We start from the raw sequence: 17,321 nt of genomic DNA on the forward strand, positions 1-17,321 counted from the left end.
AATCTTTTCTTTATTCTCCCCATATTGATAAAATTAAAAATAGAAATTATATCCTTCAACTTTTATTTCCAAACTTTAAATTCAAGAATCCAAACTTCAAAAAACGGAGGGCCCAATGAAAGAGATTAAAAGAGAAATTTTCCGCGCTTACGACATCCGCGGCATTGTAGATAAAGACTTTGATGGTGACTGGGTAGAAGTCCTTGGCAAAGCCTGCGGGACTTATTTTCTATCTCTGGGCTACACCCATGCCGTAATCGGACATGATTGTAGACACAGCTCACCGGAATATCAGAAAAGACTTATGGATGGCCTCCTTTCCACCGGAGTTGATGTTACTTTTCTGGATATGGTGGCTACCCCTTTATTTTATTTCGCCATCAAAAACTTGAACTTAAATGCCGGTGTCATGATCACGGCCAGCCATAACCCTTCTGATTTTAATGGATTCAAGGTCTGGGCCGGTGAAAGCACTATCCATACCTCAGAAATCCAAAAAATTTATGAAATAATGGTGGGGGGCGATTTTGCTAAAGGTGAAGGCATGGCCAGTCAATTGGACATTGTCCCGGCCTACCTGGAACATCTATCCGAACGGGCCAAACTAAGTAACCCGATCAAAGTGGTTGTAGATGGCGGCAATGGCAGCGCGGGGCTTGTTTGTGTTGAACTATTAAAAAGACTTGGGGCAGAAGTTATTCCCCTCTACTGCGAGCCAGATGGTGACTTTCCTAACCATCATCCAGACCCCACGGTCCTTAAAAATATCACGGATTTAAGCAAGATCGTTACAGAAGAAAAAGCCCACCTTGGAATCGGCCTGGACGGTGATGGAGACCGTATTGGTGTTGTAGATGAAAAAGGCCATATTGTCTATGGAGATAAACTTTTAGCCATTTTTGCCCGCCAGGTACTCGAAGAAAACCCTGGCACCACCGTAATCGGGGAAGTAAAATGTTCTCACCTTCTGTTTAAAGATATAGAAAAGCATGGGGGCAAGCCTCTAATGTGGAAGACAGGCCACTCCCTGATCAAGGCCAAGATGAAAGAGACCGGGGCCCTGCTCGCCGGGGAAATGAGCGGACATATGTTTTTTGCTGATCGCTACTATGGCTTTGACGATGCCCTCTATGCTGCTGCCCGTCTGATAGAAATTGTAAGCAAACAGCCGGATATGCCCTTGAGCTCTTATTTATCTGACTGGCCCAAGACATTTAATACCCCGGAAATTCGAATGGATTGTCCGGAAGAAATTAAATTTAAGGTTGTCAGCAAAGCCCAGGCCTATTTTCGAGAAAAATACAATATTGTCGACGTAGATGGTGTTCGCATTATCTTTGATGACGGTTGGGGGCTGCTACGCGCATCCAATACCCAGCCGGTTTTGGTCCTTCGATTTGAGGCTGAATCGGAAAAACGGCTGGAAGAAATTCGCGCTCTAATCGAACAACCTTTAAAGAAATGGATCCTGGAACTGACCCAAGATGCGTAAACTTATCTTTCTCACCTTAGTTTTGGTCTTGATCGCCGGGGGAGGATGGTGGTGGAAGAAAAAAAATTCATACCAAGGCCCTAAAATTCTGGCCACAGCCACCCTGAAAAAAGGTCAGGTGCGCAAAGTCCTGGAGGCTACCGGGATTATCAAACCTCAGGTAGGAGCCATAGTCAAAATCGGGGCCCAAGCCACCGGCGTCATTACCAAGATGAAGGTCAAGGTAGGCGATAAAGTACAAAAGGCTCAGCTTGTGGCGGAAATTGATGACCGAGAGATAAGGGCAGCCATGGTTGAAGCACAGTCCCGGCTGGAAAAGGCCCGCCTGGCCCTGGAGAAAATCAAGGCCACCTATCCATTAAAAATAGCTCAGGCCCAAGCCATGTTGCACCAAGCCAAAGCCAAATTAGACTATACCAGATCGAATTTCCATAAACTCGAAAAACTCTTTCAAGAAAAACTTGTTTCTCAAGATGAGTTTGAGCGAGCCCAAAAAGAACTAGCAGTTGAAAGACAAAACTTTAACCAGGCTAGTGCCAGATTAAATGAGTTAAACAGGGAATTTGCTTTTGAAACAAAAAAAAGCAGGGCAGAAGTTAGAGAAGCCCAGGCCAAACTAGATGCTTTAAAGGTTAAGCTTAGCTACACTAAAATTTACAGTCCTCTGACCGGTTATGTCAGCCAGGTTACAGCCCAAGAAGGAGAAACTGTTGTCGCTGGCCTCCAGGTAGCCAATCTGATTACTGTTTTAGACCCTACACGCCTTGAAATGTGGATATATATAGATGAAACAGACATGGGTGAAATCCGCCCCAAACAAAAGGTGTCCTTTAACGTAGATGCCTACCCGAACAAAACCTTTACCGGCCGAATAGCCACAATCTATCCCCAACCAGAGATAAGGGATAATATTGTCTATTATCAGGCACTAGTCCGAATTACCCCTGAACAAGCCAGATTTTTAAGACCTGAAATGACCGCTCATTGCCAGATTGAGGTAAAAACCAAGAACAATGTTCTGGCCCTGCCTAATTCAGCCCTAAAATGGATCAAGGGGAAACAGGTTATTTTTGTACAAAGGCCTGATGGTACTGTTTCACAGGTCAAGCCAAGACTTGGATTAAGCGGACTCAATTATACAGAAATTATTTCCGGACTAAAACCGGGTGATGTCGTTGCCACCCAAGTTGTTTTGAAAGCTAAGTAGTTGGCTGATTGCGCAGTGAAATTAAGGAGTTGAATGCTTATTCAATTAAAAAATATCCACAAAAACTTTGTCCAGGGTCAAGACGAAATACAGGTCTTAAGAGACATTAACCTGGACATTGAGCAGGGCGAATTTGTTGCCTTGCAGGGAGTTTCCGGGTCAGGCAAGTCAACTCTTTTGCATATCATCGGACTTCTTGATGCTCCTTCATCAGGCCAATATCTTTTACAGGGAAAAGATGTGTCCAAGTTAAGCGACGATGAATTAAGTAAGCTTAGAAACTCACTCATAGGGTTTGTCTTTCAAAGCTTCTACCTTGTTCCCTATATAACAGCCCTGGATAATGTGCTTTTGCCCGGCTTATACAGTAAAACGCCAAGAAAACAGTTGGAACAAAGGGCCAAAGAGCTTCTAACTCAGCTTGGCCTGAAAGAGCGTATGAAGTTTAAGCCAAGCCAACTCTCCGGCGGACAGCAACAACGTGTGGCTCTGGCCCGGGCCCTGATCAACGATCCCCAGCTCATCCTTGCTGATGAACCCACAGGGCAATTGGATTCCAAAACCAGCCAGGAAATCATGCTCTTATTCAAAAAAATTCATGCCCAGGGAAAAACCATTATCCTGGTCACCCATGATCCGGTTACTGCTGACTTTGCTCAGCGGACCATCCAGATTATCGATGGACAGATCGCAACTACATAATTCAATTATTTATCTGCGTAATTTTGAACTGGCCTTAAAAGCAGTGTGGGCCTATAAACTACGCAGTCTTTTTGTCGTCCTGGCCATCAGTTTAGGCATTGCAGCTTTAACTATCATTATCTCCTCCATTGATGGAGCCCAGAAAAAAGCCCGGGAAGTAGTGCACTGGTTTGGCCCTGACGCTGTCTTTGTCTTAGGGGGAGACATTAAAAGCCGGGCAGTTGGCCAACGGGTAAATACCTTGACCTGGGCTGATGCCAAAAAAATTGAAAAGTCTCTGCCCGGAGCTTATATGGTTATTCCCATGCGAGCTGTTCACGATGTCCAGGTAAAAGCTCAACATAAAAACATTAATGTCTCTGTAGTTGTTGGTTCCACAGCCAACTATGCAGAGGGATGGAACTGGCCCTTAGCCCTAGGCAGAGACTTAAACAATGACGACGTACATAGGGCACGCAAAGTATGCATTTTAGGTGATGAACCAGCCAAACAACTTTTTCCCGATGCCGACCCATTAGGCAAAACCATCCTTATCAATAATCTAGCTGTCCAGGTCATTGGTGTTCTGGCTTATCGAGACTTTACAGGTGGAGGGGGAAGATCCATTAACAACCGCATTATCATGCCCATTACAACTTTAACACAAAGATTCAACTTAGACCGTAAATATTTTCGAGCTTTAAGAGTTAAATTTTTTCACCCGGAACTTATGGATGAGCATGTACAAAACTTAAGGGCTCTTTTAAGATATGAGCACAATCTAGGACCAGGTCAGGCAGATGACTTTACTATTTTATCGGCCAAAGAAATCTTAAAATTTCTTGCCATGCTCCAGGGGAGCCTGGTAATCTTCCTGGGGGTGACTGCCGCGGTAGCTGTAATAGTCGGCGGATTTGTCCTGGCCAATCTCTTTTATTTAAGTGTTGACGAACGCAAAAATGAAATCGGACTTAAATTAGCACTGGGCGCGAACAAATTGGCTATAAGAGTCCAATTTTTGACGGAAGCAGTTATTTTAACTATACTGGGTGCTATATGCGGCTTTGGCCTGGGTACACTTACAGGACAAATTTTGTCAGGTTTAGGCATTATACCAATAGAATTTTCTCTAAAAGTTTTTTTGATATCGAGCCTATCGGCCCTTTTAATTGGCCTAATTTTTGGACTAAAACCAGCCAACCAGGCAGCTAACCTTAATCCCATTACTGCGCTTAAGAGTAAATAAAGCTTAATGGGGTAGATGTATGGAAATTATAGAAATTGAAAACTACAGAGTCGGGAAAAGAAGATGTTTATAAAACGCAGAAACGATAATATTTTCATGCAAATTTTCCGCGGCCTGGCCCTGGTAGCCGTATTCATGGCAGTAGGAGTACTTTTCTGGAAACATTATGATCGTACCATCACAACTATTCAGTCCAGACAGTCCATTTGGGATCAGACCAAAACTTTAACCGATAAGCAGAAAAAAAGTATCTATAATTTTTCTGCCCTGCTAAAAAAAAGGTATGGTTTGACCCTACAGCTTAAAATAACCAAAGAACGAGTATACATTCCCCAGCTGGATTCCAAAACTATTTTTATCGGCTTAAGCCCTAAGTATAAAGAGGTCATCGTGAGGTTTCCCCCCCTGGTGGAGAAAGTCCTGGGTGTAGAGTTCCTGCGTTACCTGCAGGAGCAACACTTTGTTCCCTATTTTGAAAACGGTAACTGGCCCCAAGGTTTAGGTGAAGCATTAAGTTTAATTGGCCAAAAACTTATGGAAATCGAAAATGGATAAGCAGCCTTATAAGGTAACAATTTATACGGATGGTTCCAGCCTGGGAAATCCTGGACCGGGTGGCTGGGCGGCAATTTTAAAGTATAAGGACAAACGCAAAGAACTTTCCCAAGGGTTTAAGCTAACTACCAATAATCGCATGGAACTCCTGGCCATTATCAAGGCCCTGGAAGCATTGAAGTTTCCATGTCAGGTGGACCTTTATACAGATTCAAAATACGTATCGAATGCCATCACCCAGAATTGGATAAAAAAATGGCAAAAAAATGGCTGGAAAACTTCCGGCAAAAAACAGGTCAAAAACCTGGACCTGTGGCAAAAACTTCTTCCTCTTTTAAACAAACACCAGGTTAATTTTCACTGGATCAAAAGTCACAACGGGGATGAAGAAAACGAAAGGTGCGACCTCCTGGCCAAGCAGGCCGCTCAGAGTGATAATTTGCTAATTGATACCAATTATGTTGGTTGAATCAGAGAAGACGTTGCCCTTGCGTCTCTTAACGTCATTCTTTACCCCGCCTTTGTCTGAGATTCTTCGCTCCGCTCAGAATGACGGGAAAAGGTAACAAGACTTTTATTATATATTATAGAGCCTGTGGCCAAACCCCATTTTAACCGCCGATTGAAAGTCTTGGTTTATGGAATGCATTACAAACGGCTTGGGTAACCCAACTTGACGAAGCTTGCGGAAAAACAGAGCATCGGGATGAAAGGGCTAAACACTTTGCGATGTTGACCATAACTATCGATAATAAAAAGAATATTTGTTTACCCAAAGTATCCCATTATGCTCTGTCCGCAAGCAAGTTTTAGATGAGTCCTAGTCTTTGTCCCAGCATGAAAGAAACCAAGACTAGAATAAACCATAGAAGTTAAGTTGATAAAGAGGTTCGGCCACAGGCTCTATATAAATCTTTCCATCTTCAAGACATTAAAAAAGGCACCAAAGAGGTGCCTTTTTTTAGACTTTAATTTTCTGCCTTACAGGACTTACAACTAACTCAGGCCGATTGACTCTTTAATATAATTATAGTCAAGTACAGAATTAACTAACTGTGCACCGTGTTGAATCTTGATTACATCCCTCAATTTATGCCTGGAAAGGATGTTTTCCATTTTCTTGGCCACAGTATAAGTATCATCGCGGACTATAACAATAGGCACTTCCAATACCTCGGCCCGACTCATGATTATATCATTAGGATAAAGGTTGCCGGTTAAAATCAAACACTGACATTTACCTTCAAGAGCCACCAGTTGGACGTCTGACCTATCTCCACCAACAATAACCGCAGAATTCTTATGGCGCTTAAAATGGGTCATAAAGTTTTCTACCTGCATGGTACCTATAAGGAAGCTCTCTACGACCCGGTCTGCCTTATCTGAGCCAGCTATGATCCTTCCTCCCAGACGCTCGGCCAGGTCTGCTACTTTTATTGCGCCCATAAGAGAATCGTGGGGAATGACACCCAAAATCTTTACACCATTACGCTCTAGACAAGGCACAAGCATGTTGTTCAGTTCATCCATAAAATGGTCTGGAATATCATTTAAAATTGCACCGATCATTTGATCGCCCAAGGTCTCTTTCAGAGCGAGCAGGTAGTCATAATTAAGCTCTTTGGTATAACGGTCTATGACCAATGATTTCAGGCCTAAAGTCTTGACCACCCTAACCCCATCAACACTGCAGTATTTTCCAGAATACATACTTCCTGAACCGGACACAATCATCACATCTTTATCTTGACTCAATTCTGCATAATTCTGCTGGATCTTATCCATTAAATTTTCATATTCACCTTTGAAGGCTTTTACTTTGAAATCTTGATTTACAACCACCGGAGTAACTTTTTCTGCATCTTCGGAAAGGCCCAATATTTCCTGGACAAAAAAAGCATCCTCGTCAACAAGCTTACCATCTATTTCTTTAGGCATGGCTCCAACGGGCTTCATATACCCTACCTTGTATCCGTCTTTTTGGAATCTAAGACCTAATGTCATAGCGATCATATTTTTGCCAGAATATCCTGCAGTTGAGCCAATATAAACTCCAACCATTTTATCCTCCTGGAAAGTTTAAAGTTTTTTAAAATTTCTCGTGTTCATTCATGGTAAAAAGATTAAATTAATCGACTAGGCCAGATTTCACCTGATTATTGGCGAAAGGGCCAAATTGGCCGGTAAAAGGAATCCGCTAAAGGATACCATTAGTTGAAGTAGCATAGTTTATTTATTAAAACATAATTCCAAACCAATGTAAATGTATTGTAAAGAGGGTTGGGGGGTGAAAAGTTTGGGAATTAATTGGTTGGGATTGACCGAAAATTTATCCCCTGCTAGCCCCCTCTTTAAAAGTTCTGAATTCTGACTTTTAAACTCAATGCCCTAAACTTTAATCAGGAGATAACCTGGATGAAAAACTTTCTCTCTGCTCACGAAATTAACAACCTGGAAAAACTCATTTTTTACCAATTCAATGATAAAGCTTTACTCCGCCAGGCCTTGACTCACAGCTCATTTGCCAATGAACATGGCCTGGAAAACAATGAACGATTGGAGTTTTTAGGAGACGCAGTACTTGAATTATGTATCTCCAAAGCCCTCTATGAACAATTTCCCATGGCATCAGAGGGAGAATTGACCAAAGCTAGAGCAAGTATGGTCAATGAAGTATCACTAGCACAAATAGCCAGATCTTTAAAGCTTGGCCAATATATTTTATTAGGAAAAGGTGAGGAAATGCAGGGCGGTAAAGACAGGGACTCGGTGCTTAGTGACACATTAGAAGCTATCTTTGGGGCCATATTTCTGGATGGAGGCTATGAACAGGTCAAGACCAGCATAAATAAAATTTTTAGCCCTTTTTGGCCCAAAAAAATATCTCTCAAAAAAATCACAAAGGATTACAAAACCAGACTTCAAGAATTAACCCAAAAAATTTTCAAGCAACGCCCTGTTTATACCCTGGTTGATAGCCAAGGCCCGGAACATGCAAAAATCTATCTTGTCCAGGTCAGCCTTCCTGATGGGACCAACCTAAAAGCCACGGGCACCAGTGTGAAAAAAGCAGAACAAAAGGCTGCCCAACTAGGACTTAAATTTCTCCAAGAAAGGCTATGAAGTTTTAATAGGCAGTTGGGAGTAAGCAGTAACGAGCAGGAACTCATAAAAAGTGTTCTTTTAAAGAACTCTCTCCTTCATACTGCTTACTCCCAATCCGCCTATTATGATATATAGCCATTACCCTTGAATGAGTTGCATTGCCATCCTTGGCAGAGAATTGGCCTGGGCAAGCATTGCCACTGCCGATTGAGTCAGAATCTGATTCCGAACAAATTCTGTCATCTCTGTGGCCACATCTACGTCAGAAATGCGAGACTCTGCTGCCTGCATGTTTTCGGCCTGGATAGTCAAATTGCTTATCGTTGCCTCAAGTCGGTTTTGCAAAGCACCTAGACTGGCCCGAATATGGTCTTTTGACACAATTGCCTGTTTGATGCCCTCCAAGGCCTGCTGAGCCAAACTCTGTGTGGAAATAGAAGCTCCGCCAACATAGTCTGACCTGGACGTGTCTGCATTATTGCCCAATCCAAACGCAGAGGCAGTGGCGCCGCCAATCGCAATATAGTAATAATCTTCTGCTGAATCATTACCTGTTCCGAAATGAACATGCAGAGGTCCTACACTGTCCAAGCCACTACCATTATAAGAATCGATCCAGGCTGATTGATCTCCGCCTGCACCGGACAAATTACCATTCAATAGATAGATACCATTAAAGTCCGTTGCATTGGCAATACGAGTAATCTCTGACGCCATGGCCTGATATTCAGAGTCAATTATCAAACGCTGATCTGAAGTGTAGGTTCCGGTGGCAGCCTGTTCTGCCAGTTCTTTCATGCGAATAAGCTTTTCATCAATGACCTGTAATGCGCCGTCAGCCGTTTGGATCAGCGAAATAGCGTCATTGGCATTTCTGACTCCCTGCTGCAGAGCGGATATATCTGACCGCATAAGTTCGCGAATTGCCAGACCTGCTGCATCATCAGCAGCAGTGCTAACTCTAAGCCCCGAGGACAAACGACGCGTGGACGTGCCCAGTCGACCATAGGCCATGCTCAAATTTCTAGACGCATTCATGGCCATAAGGTTATGATTGACAACCAAAGACATAGCTTTACCTCCTATTTTTTTTATTATCTTTCAAACAAGGTACCATTAATAATTTATACTAACATTTCAGCATGTTACAAAATCAAAACAAGCAAATTTTTCCGGTTATAAAAAAAAACTGTCAATTTTTTCCTAGTAAATCACATAGGCACCAACTTAAGTTAGCCAAAAGATTAAAATAGAAATTTTAGTTAGTCTCAACAGTAGGCTAAAGTTTTTAAAAATAGTTCCGATAAGGATAGGGAAGAAGAGAAAAATGTGGAGAGAAAAAAATGAAAGTCCAAGATACACTGAATCTTAATAATCAGGATATGAGCAACTATCGTCCGGACCCGCAGAAAGTTGACTCTCACGGACAGAATATAGAAAAAAGTATAAACAGAAACAGGGAGAAGACTGATAAACTCCCAAAAAACGAATTTGAAAAAATAGAAAACCTTGCCAGGTCCATAGAAGATTATATCAATTCATTAGGTGTTAAACTTAAATTTCATATCCACAAGGAAACCAACAGGTTACAGGTAGATGTGGTGAATCCGGAAACCAATAAAATCATCCGTAAAATTCCACCAGATGAACTGCTTAACCTGGCCGCGTCAATTGAAAAAATGGTTGGAGTATTTATAAACCGCTCACTATAAAACAAAAAGCCCCGCTAAGCGGGGCTTTTTGTTTAGAAACGAATTGATTATCGTTTTAGCTGAATAAGCACGGAAAGCATTTGGTCGGTTGTAGTTATGGTCTTACTATTAGCCTGAAATCCTTTCTCAGTTGTAATCATCTTTACAAATTCCTTCGCCAGATCAACATTAGATTGTTCCAGAGAATTTGAGGCTATTGTACCTTTTCCTCCTGTACCGGGCAAACCCGTCAAAGGAGGACCGGATTCTCTCGTCTGTGAGAATAAATTGCCCCCTTCACGATGCAAGGCATATTTATTGTTAAAATCAGCAAGAGTAAGAACATAGAGCGGTAAAATCTGTCCATTAGAGTATCTTCCCGTTATCACCCCGTCACGGTCCACACTAATATTTTGTAAAAATCCGGCCGTATAGCCATCCTGAGATTGATACAATGTTGTCGAACCGGTACTATAGGTAGTTGTCGAGAGAGCACCGTATTCAGGGTCTAAAAAACTAATTAATCTTGTCTGATCTGTGCCAATTTCGCTGGGGTCAGTGTAATTGGTGGTATCAGGGTCATACCAACCAGGATATTTAGGGCCGGTACCGTCCGGATCGCTTAAATCCTTATTGCGAATGCCAAAATTTATCTCAATATTCTTGGCATTAGTCTCATCAGTAAAATCCGCACTTGTTGCAGCCAAAAAATTAGCCGTGCATATGGGGTATCCATTTTGTGAAAACAAAGCGGGTTCCCACTCATCTAGGTTGCTGGGGTTAGAAAGAGTCACGTTGTTGTTATTCAACGTGAACGCGCTCATATTTTCTACTTCTCCGGCGGTATTAAATGTCAAGGAACCTATCATTAACACTCCCTTTTTATCAGTATTGGTCACGCTACTACTCCAAAAGGATCTGTTATCTTCACTCGGAGGAACAGTAACCATAAATTCCCAATACTGTTTACCTCCCGTATCAGCAATATCTTCCCTGACCGGATCAAAATAAACTGTTAAATTATGTGATGTGCCGTTTTCATCATAAACCTTAATAGTACTTTGATATGCATAAGCCGTGTCTCCAATAGGAACGCTGGCATTAGCATTCCATTTTTTAAACATGGCAAAAAACGGATCCTTAGTATCTGTTGACCTATCTTCACTTTGTGAATCCAGATTGACAACCATACTAACTCGAGATGTAGGCTGAGGAGGAGACTGAAAATTCTCCAAGCGAATATCAGTGGGCACTCCTTTTGTCTTTATACTAGTAGTCTGACTAGCTGCCTGCTCAACTGTAGCTGCTGCTGACGTATCTTCCTGAAGCACTTCCCAGCCCTGGACCACATAACCGTGGGGATCTACCAGGTAACCATCTTTATCAAAACGAAAATTTCCTGCCCGGGTATAGTATTGCGTTTCTTCATCCTTTGGGGAAACAATGAAGAATCCATTGCCACCTATGGCCAAATCAGTGGACTCTGTGGTAGTTTCCAGAGAACCTTGAGCAAAATCTGTCATAACAGTACCTATAGCCACCCCCCTACCAACCTGTCCTACTCCAACTGCAGTAGTAATTTCCTGATTCAGGGCATCTTCGAAATGCATTCTAGACCCTTTGAAACCGATTGTGCTCACATTGGAAATATTATTGCCTATAACAGACATGGCCTCTCCATGAGCCCTAAGCCCGCTGGTTCCTGAATATAATGCTGCTGAAAGTCCCATATTCAAACCTCCTAGCTATTCTGGCTATCATCGCTACTAGGGTTAACAATCTCTTTAACATCTACAAAGTTAACCTGTCGCCCATCTTCTAAGCGCAGGTATGATTGTCCATTCAGATTTTGTACGCCAGCCACCTTGCCACTGACCTCAGTGTCAACCAATACTGGTTGACCATTGATACCCTCTGCGGCAATGCTCACTGAATAAACACCATCAGGGGCATAACTGCCAGTATAAGTTTTACCGTCCCAGACAAACTCATAATCACCCGGCTGCCTTGAGCCTAAGTTTTCCGAGCGCACAAGGTTTCCAAAGGAGTCAAAAATATTGATGTATACCTTTGAAGCCACATCATCAAAATGATAGTACACGGTAGAAACATTATTGCCTTCTTTACTCAAACTATCACCACTTGCACGCACTTCCTTGCCGATAAAACTCACCGCACCAAGCATTTCCTGCCTGGCCCTATCTTCATTTAGGCTCTTGATACCTTCAGAAATACTAGTCAATTGCTCCAAGCTGGAAAACTGTGCCAGTTGGGCTGTAAATTCACGATCATCCATGGGATTCAATGGATCCTGGTGCTCTAATTGGGTAACTAAAAGTTTTAAAAACTCATCCTTACCCATAGGAGCGGCATCACCAGTTTTGCTAGTCTGACCAGTGAAATCTCGCTCATACCCGCCAAGCAAATAATCAAGACCATTAGTTTGCATTTTCTACCTCGCTAGGCAAATAAATCTATCCCTGACTGGGAAATATTTTCTCCATGCCCTATATTCTGCACATCATGGGCCAAATTTTCTTCCTGGCTCTCACTAAGTCCCCGTAACCTGGCCAGGTTTATTCCTTTACGAAGATGCTCCTGAGCCTGATTATGTTTGTCAGAGCCCTGCCAGGGCGTACTCATCTGGCCATCAAGGAGCTGAGTCTGCACTTCTAACTTTCCTACTTTTAACCCCTGCTGTTCCAGACTGGTCTTCAATTGATTCAAATTTTCACTAACAATCTGAGTGACATCATGGTTTGTGGTTTTGATAAGCGCCTTAACCTCGTTGTTTTTGACCTGTAAAACAACATGTAACCGTCCCAAATCAGGTGGGCTTAATTGCAATCTAATCTGCCGCCGGCCGTTACCTAAATTTTGAACCACCCCGTTTTGCACTTGCTCCATTACCTGTCTCGATATCTTTTCCCTGCCACCCCCAAATTTTGTCTGCCAATCACTCTCGTTTTTCACCTGAAAAACATTTATTTCATCATGAACATTATTTGCTTTGTGAAACTGTCCTTGAGCATCTTTACCGTTTTTTACTTTAACACGTTGTTCCAAGAAATTTCGCTGGTCATCATTATTCTCTTTTTCCTTTTCTTTATTAACATTAGGTGACTTGCCTTCGTGACGCCGTCCTTGATGTAGTACCCCATTGTCCTTAGCCTTGAGCAAAGTATTGTTCTCTATGCCTTCTTTGCCTTGGTCATTATTCAAACCCTTCTTCTCTGTCTTCTGGGCGAGTTGCCTTATTGACCTCAACATCAAAACTTCCTTACTTTGGCCATCAACCATTATCGCTTTTCTTTCCTCAGAGACTGACCGCATTACATCTTCATTGATTTCAGGTGCTGTTCGCATTGCCTCTTTTTTTATTACAGCCAATAAATTCTTTAATTCTCCCAAACTTAACTCTTTATTTGCAAAACCAGATAAAAAAGACTGGTCTTTTTCTACCCCAAAAGCCACCTTAAGACTTTTTATCTCATTCTTAGTTAAAGATATCTTTCGCCCCTGTGGCATTTCTTTGAGCTTTTCAGCAATTTCTTTCCACACTTCCATTTTTTTATTTTGTTCAAGCTTAGCTACCAGTTCTTGACTCTTTTGCGGAGTGAAATTTATCTTCTGAAAAAAAGAAGTTAATCCTCTTTTTAAATTTGCATTTAAGTGTCCAATATCCTTAGTCAACAAACTACCAAGTCCCAGACAAAGGACTACATCTTTCCAAGACAGCCCCTTTTCCCGAAACTTTTTCTCCAAGACCTGAATTTTTTCCTTTTCTACACCAAAATTTTTCAAAACATCTTTTAAAGAGGAAAAATCTTCCTCACTCAGCTTGTCAGACCAAAAAACTCTCTTATCCTCTCCCCTTTGTGCATCATCCTTTCTTGGCTCAACATCCCTACAAGTTTGCTCCCTGCAATGAGCTAAGCTTTCACAATTATTTTCAGAAGATACAAGGGAAGAAAAGACTTGATCAAATTGAGAACCTTGCCCTAGACCTCGAAGCTCTTTTGTCGGAATACCAGACAAAAACGATTGTTCTGAAGCGGAAATATGAGGAAAAAATTGCATCTCTGACCTCCTTGAGGGCAAAGACTTCAATTACTGTTCCAATTGAGTGAAAAGTGAAAATGCGGGGGAAGGCAGGAAAAATTAACTAGGGACTAACTCGAACAACATTACCCAAGCACCTAGAACCCAACATCAAACATCGAATAGAACTCTTCCACCAAATCCAAGGACTTTTTTAAAGAGGCAGGAGTAAAATTTGTATTTTGCCAAAAGAGATGAATATAGCTGGTCAAGGGTCTGAGCATAGGAGGGGAGTTGGACCAGAAATCCGGTTCAGGAATCTGTCTTGTTCTAACTACCCTTTTTATCTGATCTAATATTAAAAACAGACCTTCTTGAAAAGACTTTGCAAAAAGTGGGTGTTGTGCTCTGATCTCTTTAGCAATAGAAAAGACTTCCTCTCTGGCCCACAAACCAAAATGATAGCCCCAAAAAGAACGCCAGAGCTGCCCAGACAGGTCTGACAAGGTGAATCTTTGGTGTATCGCCAGCAAATGATAAAGAGTTCCCGTCCTTTGGGTAGTAAATAATTCCAGACCGTTAATTCGGGTTTTACCCAGCCTGCTTGTTTCGTAGAAAACAATTTCTTTAATCAGAAAAGCTATCTTCCGAGGATCAAATTTTTGTCCACATTTTGGTTCAGTAAACTTGCACGTCCAACATCCTCTACAGCTTAAGTTAGCTCTTAACACCAAATGTCCTGGCTGATACGGACCTGTTTCCCACGGATTTACAGGGCCCATGGACAGATTTAGTACTCTTAAACCTGTCCATGCGGCCAGGTGCATAGGGCCTGTATCAGGAGTAACTAAGAGCTGCAAAGTTTGGCCGATCCTGACTAGTTGGTCCAGGCTGAGTTGCCCGGTCAAATCCAAGACCCGGACATCCAAGTCAGACTTGACCTTTTTAGCCAGTTCAACCTCAGCCTTCCCGCCCAAAAATACAGGTCTGAGGCCATACTCTATCAGCCTCCGAGCCAGAAGACTCCAAAACCTTGCTGAAGGGCGCTTACTCCGCTCACTGGCACCTAAAAATAAACCCACCTTGTTTTCCTTCGAAGGTAATATCCTAGGCTCAGGCCAAATTGTGCTTTGCATTAAATCAAAAGGAATCACATCCAGGGCATTCAAGTCTGCCCAATGAAAACGATTATGCCTGTTACTTTGGACGAGACTCGCCCTGTATAGTTGCCACTTTCCTGCAATATATTGGCAACCATCCCTGTCCAGATAAGGACCGATTTTTTCGTCAGCCTTTATCTGCCCGGCTAGCCATGCTGCCTCTTTTCTGTGGCTTAAATTTATGACCAGAGAATATTTTTTCTTTAAAACATGAGAATAATTATTCCACGGAATATATACTACCTGAGGTGAAATCGGCATCAGACCCTGAAAAAAATCCTCTTCGGCAACAGTCCATACCGGAGTATGGGGGTAAGTTCGGGAGAGCCATAAAAAAAGGGGGAAAGATAAAATCAAATCCCCCATGCGCTGCATCTGTAAAACTAAAATTGGTTTAACCATAAACAAGTTTAAAGTTTAGCCCCTGATCCTATTTGTATATTTCTTTCATTTTATCACAAAGAAATTGTATGCGTTTTTCATAAGTATGATCCTTTTTTACTCGCAGATAAGCAGCCCTGGCAATCTTTTCTCTCTTTTCCGGCCTGGCCAGGTAAAACCTCACCATTTCCCCAATTTCTCCAACATCTCTATAAAAAACAACCTCCTTTTCAGGGACGAACAAATCTTCAATCTGATAGCGGTAGTCAGTAAGCAAAAAAGAACCGGTAGCCGGCACGTCAAAAACTCTTTGATTAACTGCGCCTTTCATCTGTGCACTGGTACAGTTAAAATTAATCTTAGAACAGGGATAAAATTGGGGCAGATCATGGTAATAATTAAGTTCTGGATGCCATTGCCAGTCATTGCTCCCAAATGTTTCCTGCCACCCCTTATCCCCGACTATTAAAGGAGAAAAGGGCAGAATTTCCTTTACGCATAGCTTACGATAAATACGCGTTGCCTCCCAGGTAACCATGGCCTCGAACTCAAGTTTTTTTTCAATATCAGGCAATCTCTGCCACTCTTTATAAAGGTGCGGAAATTCTAACTTTAATAAAAGATTCACAGATCGCTTTTTACTCTCCAGAAAAGCCCTTGCTACCTTATGGTATCCGTTGAGCAGGCCTTGAAAAGACGCTATCTTTTTTAACTTACTTCTCACCTTGGCTACCATTGAATTTCCAACAAAAGAAATATCGCTTTGCCAACGATTATCTTTGCTGGCTATCCCAGGCCTGAAACGGAAAATATCAGAAGCCAGAGGCAAATAGTAAACACGCTCAAAGCCCTTTCTCTTTAATTCCTCAATATTATCCGCATCCCATGTAAATATAGTCGTCCATGGACTGGTCAGATTATTATACATATACAGAATCAAATGAGGATTATCTACAAACCAGGAAGCTAGAGGTAATTCTAACCTCTCTAAAAGTTCAACAAGTATACCCTCTCTATCAACTCCCAGATGATTTATTGTAAAAACAAAATCAGGCTTAAATTCAACAACCGCTTGTAAAAAATCCTTTACAAACTTTTCGCACCCCAGCTTCTGGTCCTCAAGTTGCAAAAGATAATGGGGAATACCAAGCCGTTTACAGGCCGCAATCACTTCTCCCATTAAAAAATATTTGCTGGTAATCAGCAGAAGCCTGGGCTGATCGTTGGCAAACTTTTTATATCTTACTCTCTCCCAAAAATTAAATTGCTGGCTTGCTTTAAGAAAAGACACAACTTGTTTGTAATATTTCGGATCAATACGTAAGTAGGCAGGTATTATCAGAGGGTAAAAAGGGAGGCCGCCATGGTCCATCTGCCACGCGGTCAATTTTTTTAAGGCTCTGGAAGCATTATGCTCGCGTACCCAAAAAATGTTTTTTTTTTGTCCAAACTCCTCAAAAACTTTAGTCTGAACCAGAATCTTTTCTTCTTTATCGACAATTGCCACAGGCCCGGACCAAGACTCTAAAATTGTATGCAAAATTTCTTTTGTGCCGGAGCCAACCAAAACAGGCAACACCTGTTTTTGCTTTACAAGCTGCCGGACTTCTTCTTCCATCCGCTTAAATCCATAAGGCCCTAATAAGCAGACCTTTTGCTCACCAGTATCAACAACAATGTCAAAGTCTGTTGCGTTTGTTGGGTTTGTCGAGTTCATTGAGTTTGTTGCTTTTGTTGGGATTAGACGAAAGGGCAAAAGTAA

At 42.0% G+C, this 17,321-nt stretch carries 15 protein-coding genes; 8 read left to right on the top strand and 7 right to left on the bottom strand.

From position 1 onward, the window contains the following. Nucleotides 1-115: 115 nt before the first annotated feature. The 6 genes from AC3WVG_RS00940 (at nucleotide 116) to rnhA (ending at nucleotide 5,650) form a co-directional block, all read left to right on the top strand. On the top strand, nucleotides 116-1,492 hold the full coding sequence (locus AC3WVG_RS00940; protein ID WP_488796299.1) for a phosphomannomutase/phosphoglucomutase: 1,377 nt from the start codon (nucleotides 116-118) through the stop codon (nucleotides 1,490-1,492). Next, complete coding sequence (locus AC3WVG_RS00945; RefSeq protein WP_488796300.1) at nucleotides 1,485-2,699, top strand: efflux RND transporter periplasmic adaptor subunit; 1,215 nt, start codon at nucleotides 1,485-1,487, stop codon at nucleotides 2,697-2,699. The genes AC3WVG_RS00940 and AC3WVG_RS00945 overlap by 8 nt, the downstream gene beginning before the upstream one ends. Nucleotides 2,700-2,732: 33 nt before the next feature. After that, nucleotides 2,733-3,401 (top strand): ABC transporter ATP-binding protein, encoded by a 669-nt coding sequence (locus tag AC3WVG_RS00950; RefSeq protein ID WP_488796301.1) that lies wholly within the window; start codon nucleotides 2,733-2,735, stop codon nucleotides 3,399-3,401. Further along, nucleotides 3,379-4,626 (top strand): ABC transporter permease, encoded by a 1,248-nt coding sequence (locus AC3WVG_RS00955; protein WP_488796302.1) that lies wholly within the window; start codon nucleotides 3,379-3,381, stop codon nucleotides 4,624-4,626. Before AC3WVG_RS00950 ends, AC3WVG_RS00955 begins: the two co-directional genes overlap by 23 nt. Nucleotides 4,627-4,689: 63 nt before the next feature. Then, a complete protein-coding gene (locus AC3WVG_RS00960) occupies nucleotides 4,690-5,181 on the top strand; it encodes a TPM domain-containing protein (RefSeq protein WP_488796303.1) in 492 nt (163 codons plus the stop codon). Continuing rightward, on the top strand, nucleotides 5,174-5,650 hold the full coding sequence (gene rnhA, locus AC3WVG_RS00965; RefSeq protein ID WP_488796304.1) for a ribonuclease HI: 477 nt from the start codon (nucleotides 5,174-5,176) through the stop codon (nucleotides 5,648-5,650). Before AC3WVG_RS00960 ends, rnhA begins: the two co-directional genes overlap by 8 nt. Before the next feature lie 527 nt (nucleotides 5,651-6,177). Here rnhA and AC3WVG_RS00970 read toward each other — a convergent pair. Beyond that, a complete protein-coding gene (locus AC3WVG_RS00970; protein WP_488796305.1) occupies nucleotides 6,178-7,242 on the bottom strand; it encodes a phosphotransacetylase family protein in 1,065 nt (354 codons plus the stop codon). Nucleotides 7,243-7,596: 354 nt separating this feature from the next. On the opposite strand from AC3WVG_RS00970, the gene rnc reads away from it, so the two are divergent. Then, the gene (rnc, locus tag AC3WVG_RS00975; RefSeq protein WP_488796306.1) at nucleotides 7,597-8,304 is read left to right on the top strand and encodes a ribonuclease III; all 708 of its coding nucleotides are present in this window, start codon (nucleotides 7,597-7,599) and stop codon (nucleotides 8,302-8,304) included. 120 nt (nucleotides 8,305-8,424) lie between these two features. On the opposite strand, the gene AC3WVG_RS00980 is transcribed toward rnc, so the two are convergent. Next, nucleotides 8,425-9,357, bottom strand: coding sequence for a flagellin N-terminal helical domain-containing protein (locus AC3WVG_RS00980; protein WP_488796307.1), 933 nt, complete (start codon nucleotides 9,355-9,357; stop codon nucleotides 8,425-8,427). A 272-nt stretch (nucleotides 9,358-9,629) separates the two neighbouring features. Between AC3WVG_RS00980 and AC3WVG_RS00985 the strand changes: the two genes are divergently transcribed. Next, nucleotides 9,630-9,998: a flagellar protein FlaG gene (locus AC3WVG_RS00985; protein ID WP_488796308.1), complete on the top strand. Its 369-nt coding sequence runs from the start codon at nucleotides 9,630-9,632 to the stop codon at nucleotides 9,996-9,998. A gap of 47 nt (nucleotides 9,999-10,045) precedes the next feature. Here AC3WVG_RS00985 and AC3WVG_RS00990 read toward each other — a convergent pair whose 3' ends face one another. The 5 genes from AC3WVG_RS00990 to AC3WVG_RS01010 form a co-directional block, all read right to left on the bottom strand. Then, complete coding sequence (locus tag AC3WVG_RS00990; RefSeq protein WP_488796309.1) at nucleotides 10,046-11,707, bottom strand: flagellar hook protein FlgE; 1,662 nt, start codon at nucleotides 11,705-11,707, stop codon at nucleotides 10,046-10,048. Between the two features lie 11 nt (nucleotides 11,708-11,718). After that, nucleotides 11,719-12,426 carry a flagellar hook assembly protein FlgD gene (locus AC3WVG_RS00995; RefSeq protein ID WP_488796310.1) on the bottom strand — a complete coding sequence of 236 codons (708 nt, stop codon included), beginning with the start codon at nucleotides 12,424-12,426 and terminating at the stop codon, nucleotides 11,719-11,721. An 11-nt stretch (nucleotides 12,427-12,437) separates the two neighbouring features. Continuing rightward, nucleotides 12,438-14,057, bottom strand: a complete 1,620-nt coding sequence (locus tag AC3WVG_RS01000; RefSeq protein ID WP_488796311.1) for a flagellar hook-length control protein FliK — start codon at nucleotides 14,055-14,057, stop codon at nucleotides 12,438-12,440. A gap of 119 nt (nucleotides 14,058-14,176) precedes the next feature. After that, nucleotides 14,177-15,580, bottom strand: a complete 1,404-nt coding sequence (locus AC3WVG_RS01005) for a glycosyltransferase family 9 protein (protein ID WP_488796312.1) — start codon at nucleotides 15,578-15,580, stop codon at nucleotides 14,177-14,179. A 28-nt stretch (nucleotides 15,581-15,608) separates the two neighbouring features. Beyond that, nucleotides 15,609-17,276 carry a CgeB family protein gene (locus AC3WVG_RS01010; RefSeq protein WP_488796313.1) on the bottom strand — a complete coding sequence of 556 codons (1,668 nt, stop codon included), beginning with the start codon at nucleotides 17,274-17,276 and terminating at the stop codon, nucleotides 15,609-15,611. Between the last annotated feature and the right edge of the window lie 45 nt (nucleotides 17,277-17,321).

The sequence above is a fragment of the Desulfovulcanus sp. genome (genome assembly GCF_982781345.1).

Bases quoted from the DNA above. Each gene is read 5' to 3' on its own strand.
- AC3WVG_RS00985 (WP_488796308.1), top strand. From the start codon at position 9,630: ATGAAAGTCCAAGATACACTGAATCTTAATAATCAGGATATGAGCAAC.
- AC3WVG_RS00990 (WP_488796309.1), bottom strand. From the start codon at position 11,707: ATGGGACTTTCAGCAGCATTATATTCAGGAACCAGCGGGCTTAGGGCT.
- AC3WVG_RS00945 (WP_488796300.1), top strand. From the start codon at position 1,485: ATGCGTAAACTTATCTTTCTCACCTTAGTTTTGGTCTTGATCGCCGGG.
- AC3WVG_RS00960 (WP_488796303.1), top strand. From the start codon at position 4,690: ATGTTTATAAAACGCAGAAACGATAATATTTTCATGCAAATTTTCCGC.
- AC3WVG_RS00955 (WP_488796302.1), top strand. From the start codon at position 3,379: ATGGACAGATCGCAACTACATAATTCAATTATTTATCTGCGTAATTTT.
- rnhA (WP_488796304.1), top strand. From the start codon at position 5,174: ATGGATAAGCAGCCTTATAAGGTAACAATTTATACGGATGGTTCCAGC.
- AC3WVG_RS01005 (WP_488796312.1), bottom strand. From the start codon at position 15,580: ATGGTTAAACCAATTTTAGTTTTACAGATGCAGCGCATGGGGGATTTG.
- AC3WVG_RS01010 (WP_488796313.1), bottom strand. From the start codon at position 17,276: ATGAACTCGACAAACCCAACAAACGCAACAGACTTTGACATTGTTGTT.
- AC3WVG_RS01000 (WP_488796311.1), bottom strand. From the start codon at position 14,057: ATGCAATTTTTTCCTCATATTTCCGCTTCAGAACAATCGTTTTTGTCT.
- rnc (WP_488796306.1), top strand. From the start codon at position 7,597: ATGAAAAACTTTCTCTCTGCTCACGAAATTAACAACCTGGAAAAACTC.
- AC3WVG_RS00995 (WP_488796310.1), bottom strand. From the start codon at position 12,426: ATGCAAACTAATGGTCTTGATTATTTGCTTGGCGGGTATGAGCGAGAT.
- AC3WVG_RS00950 (WP_488796301.1), top strand. From the start codon at position 2,733: ATGCTTATTCAATTAAAAAATATCCACAAAAACTTTGTCCAGGGTCAA.
- AC3WVG_RS00970 (WP_488796305.1), bottom strand. From the start codon at position 7,242: ATGGTTGGAGTTTATATTGGCTCAACTGCAGGATATTCTGGCAAAAAT.
- AC3WVG_RS00940 (WP_488796299.1), top strand. From the start codon at position 116: ATGAAAGAGATTAAAAGAGAAATTTTCCGCGCTTACGACATCCGCGGC.
- AC3WVG_RS00980 (WP_488796307.1), bottom strand. From the start codon at position 9,357: ATGTCTTTGGTTGTCAATCATAACCTTATGGCCATGAATGCGTCTAGA.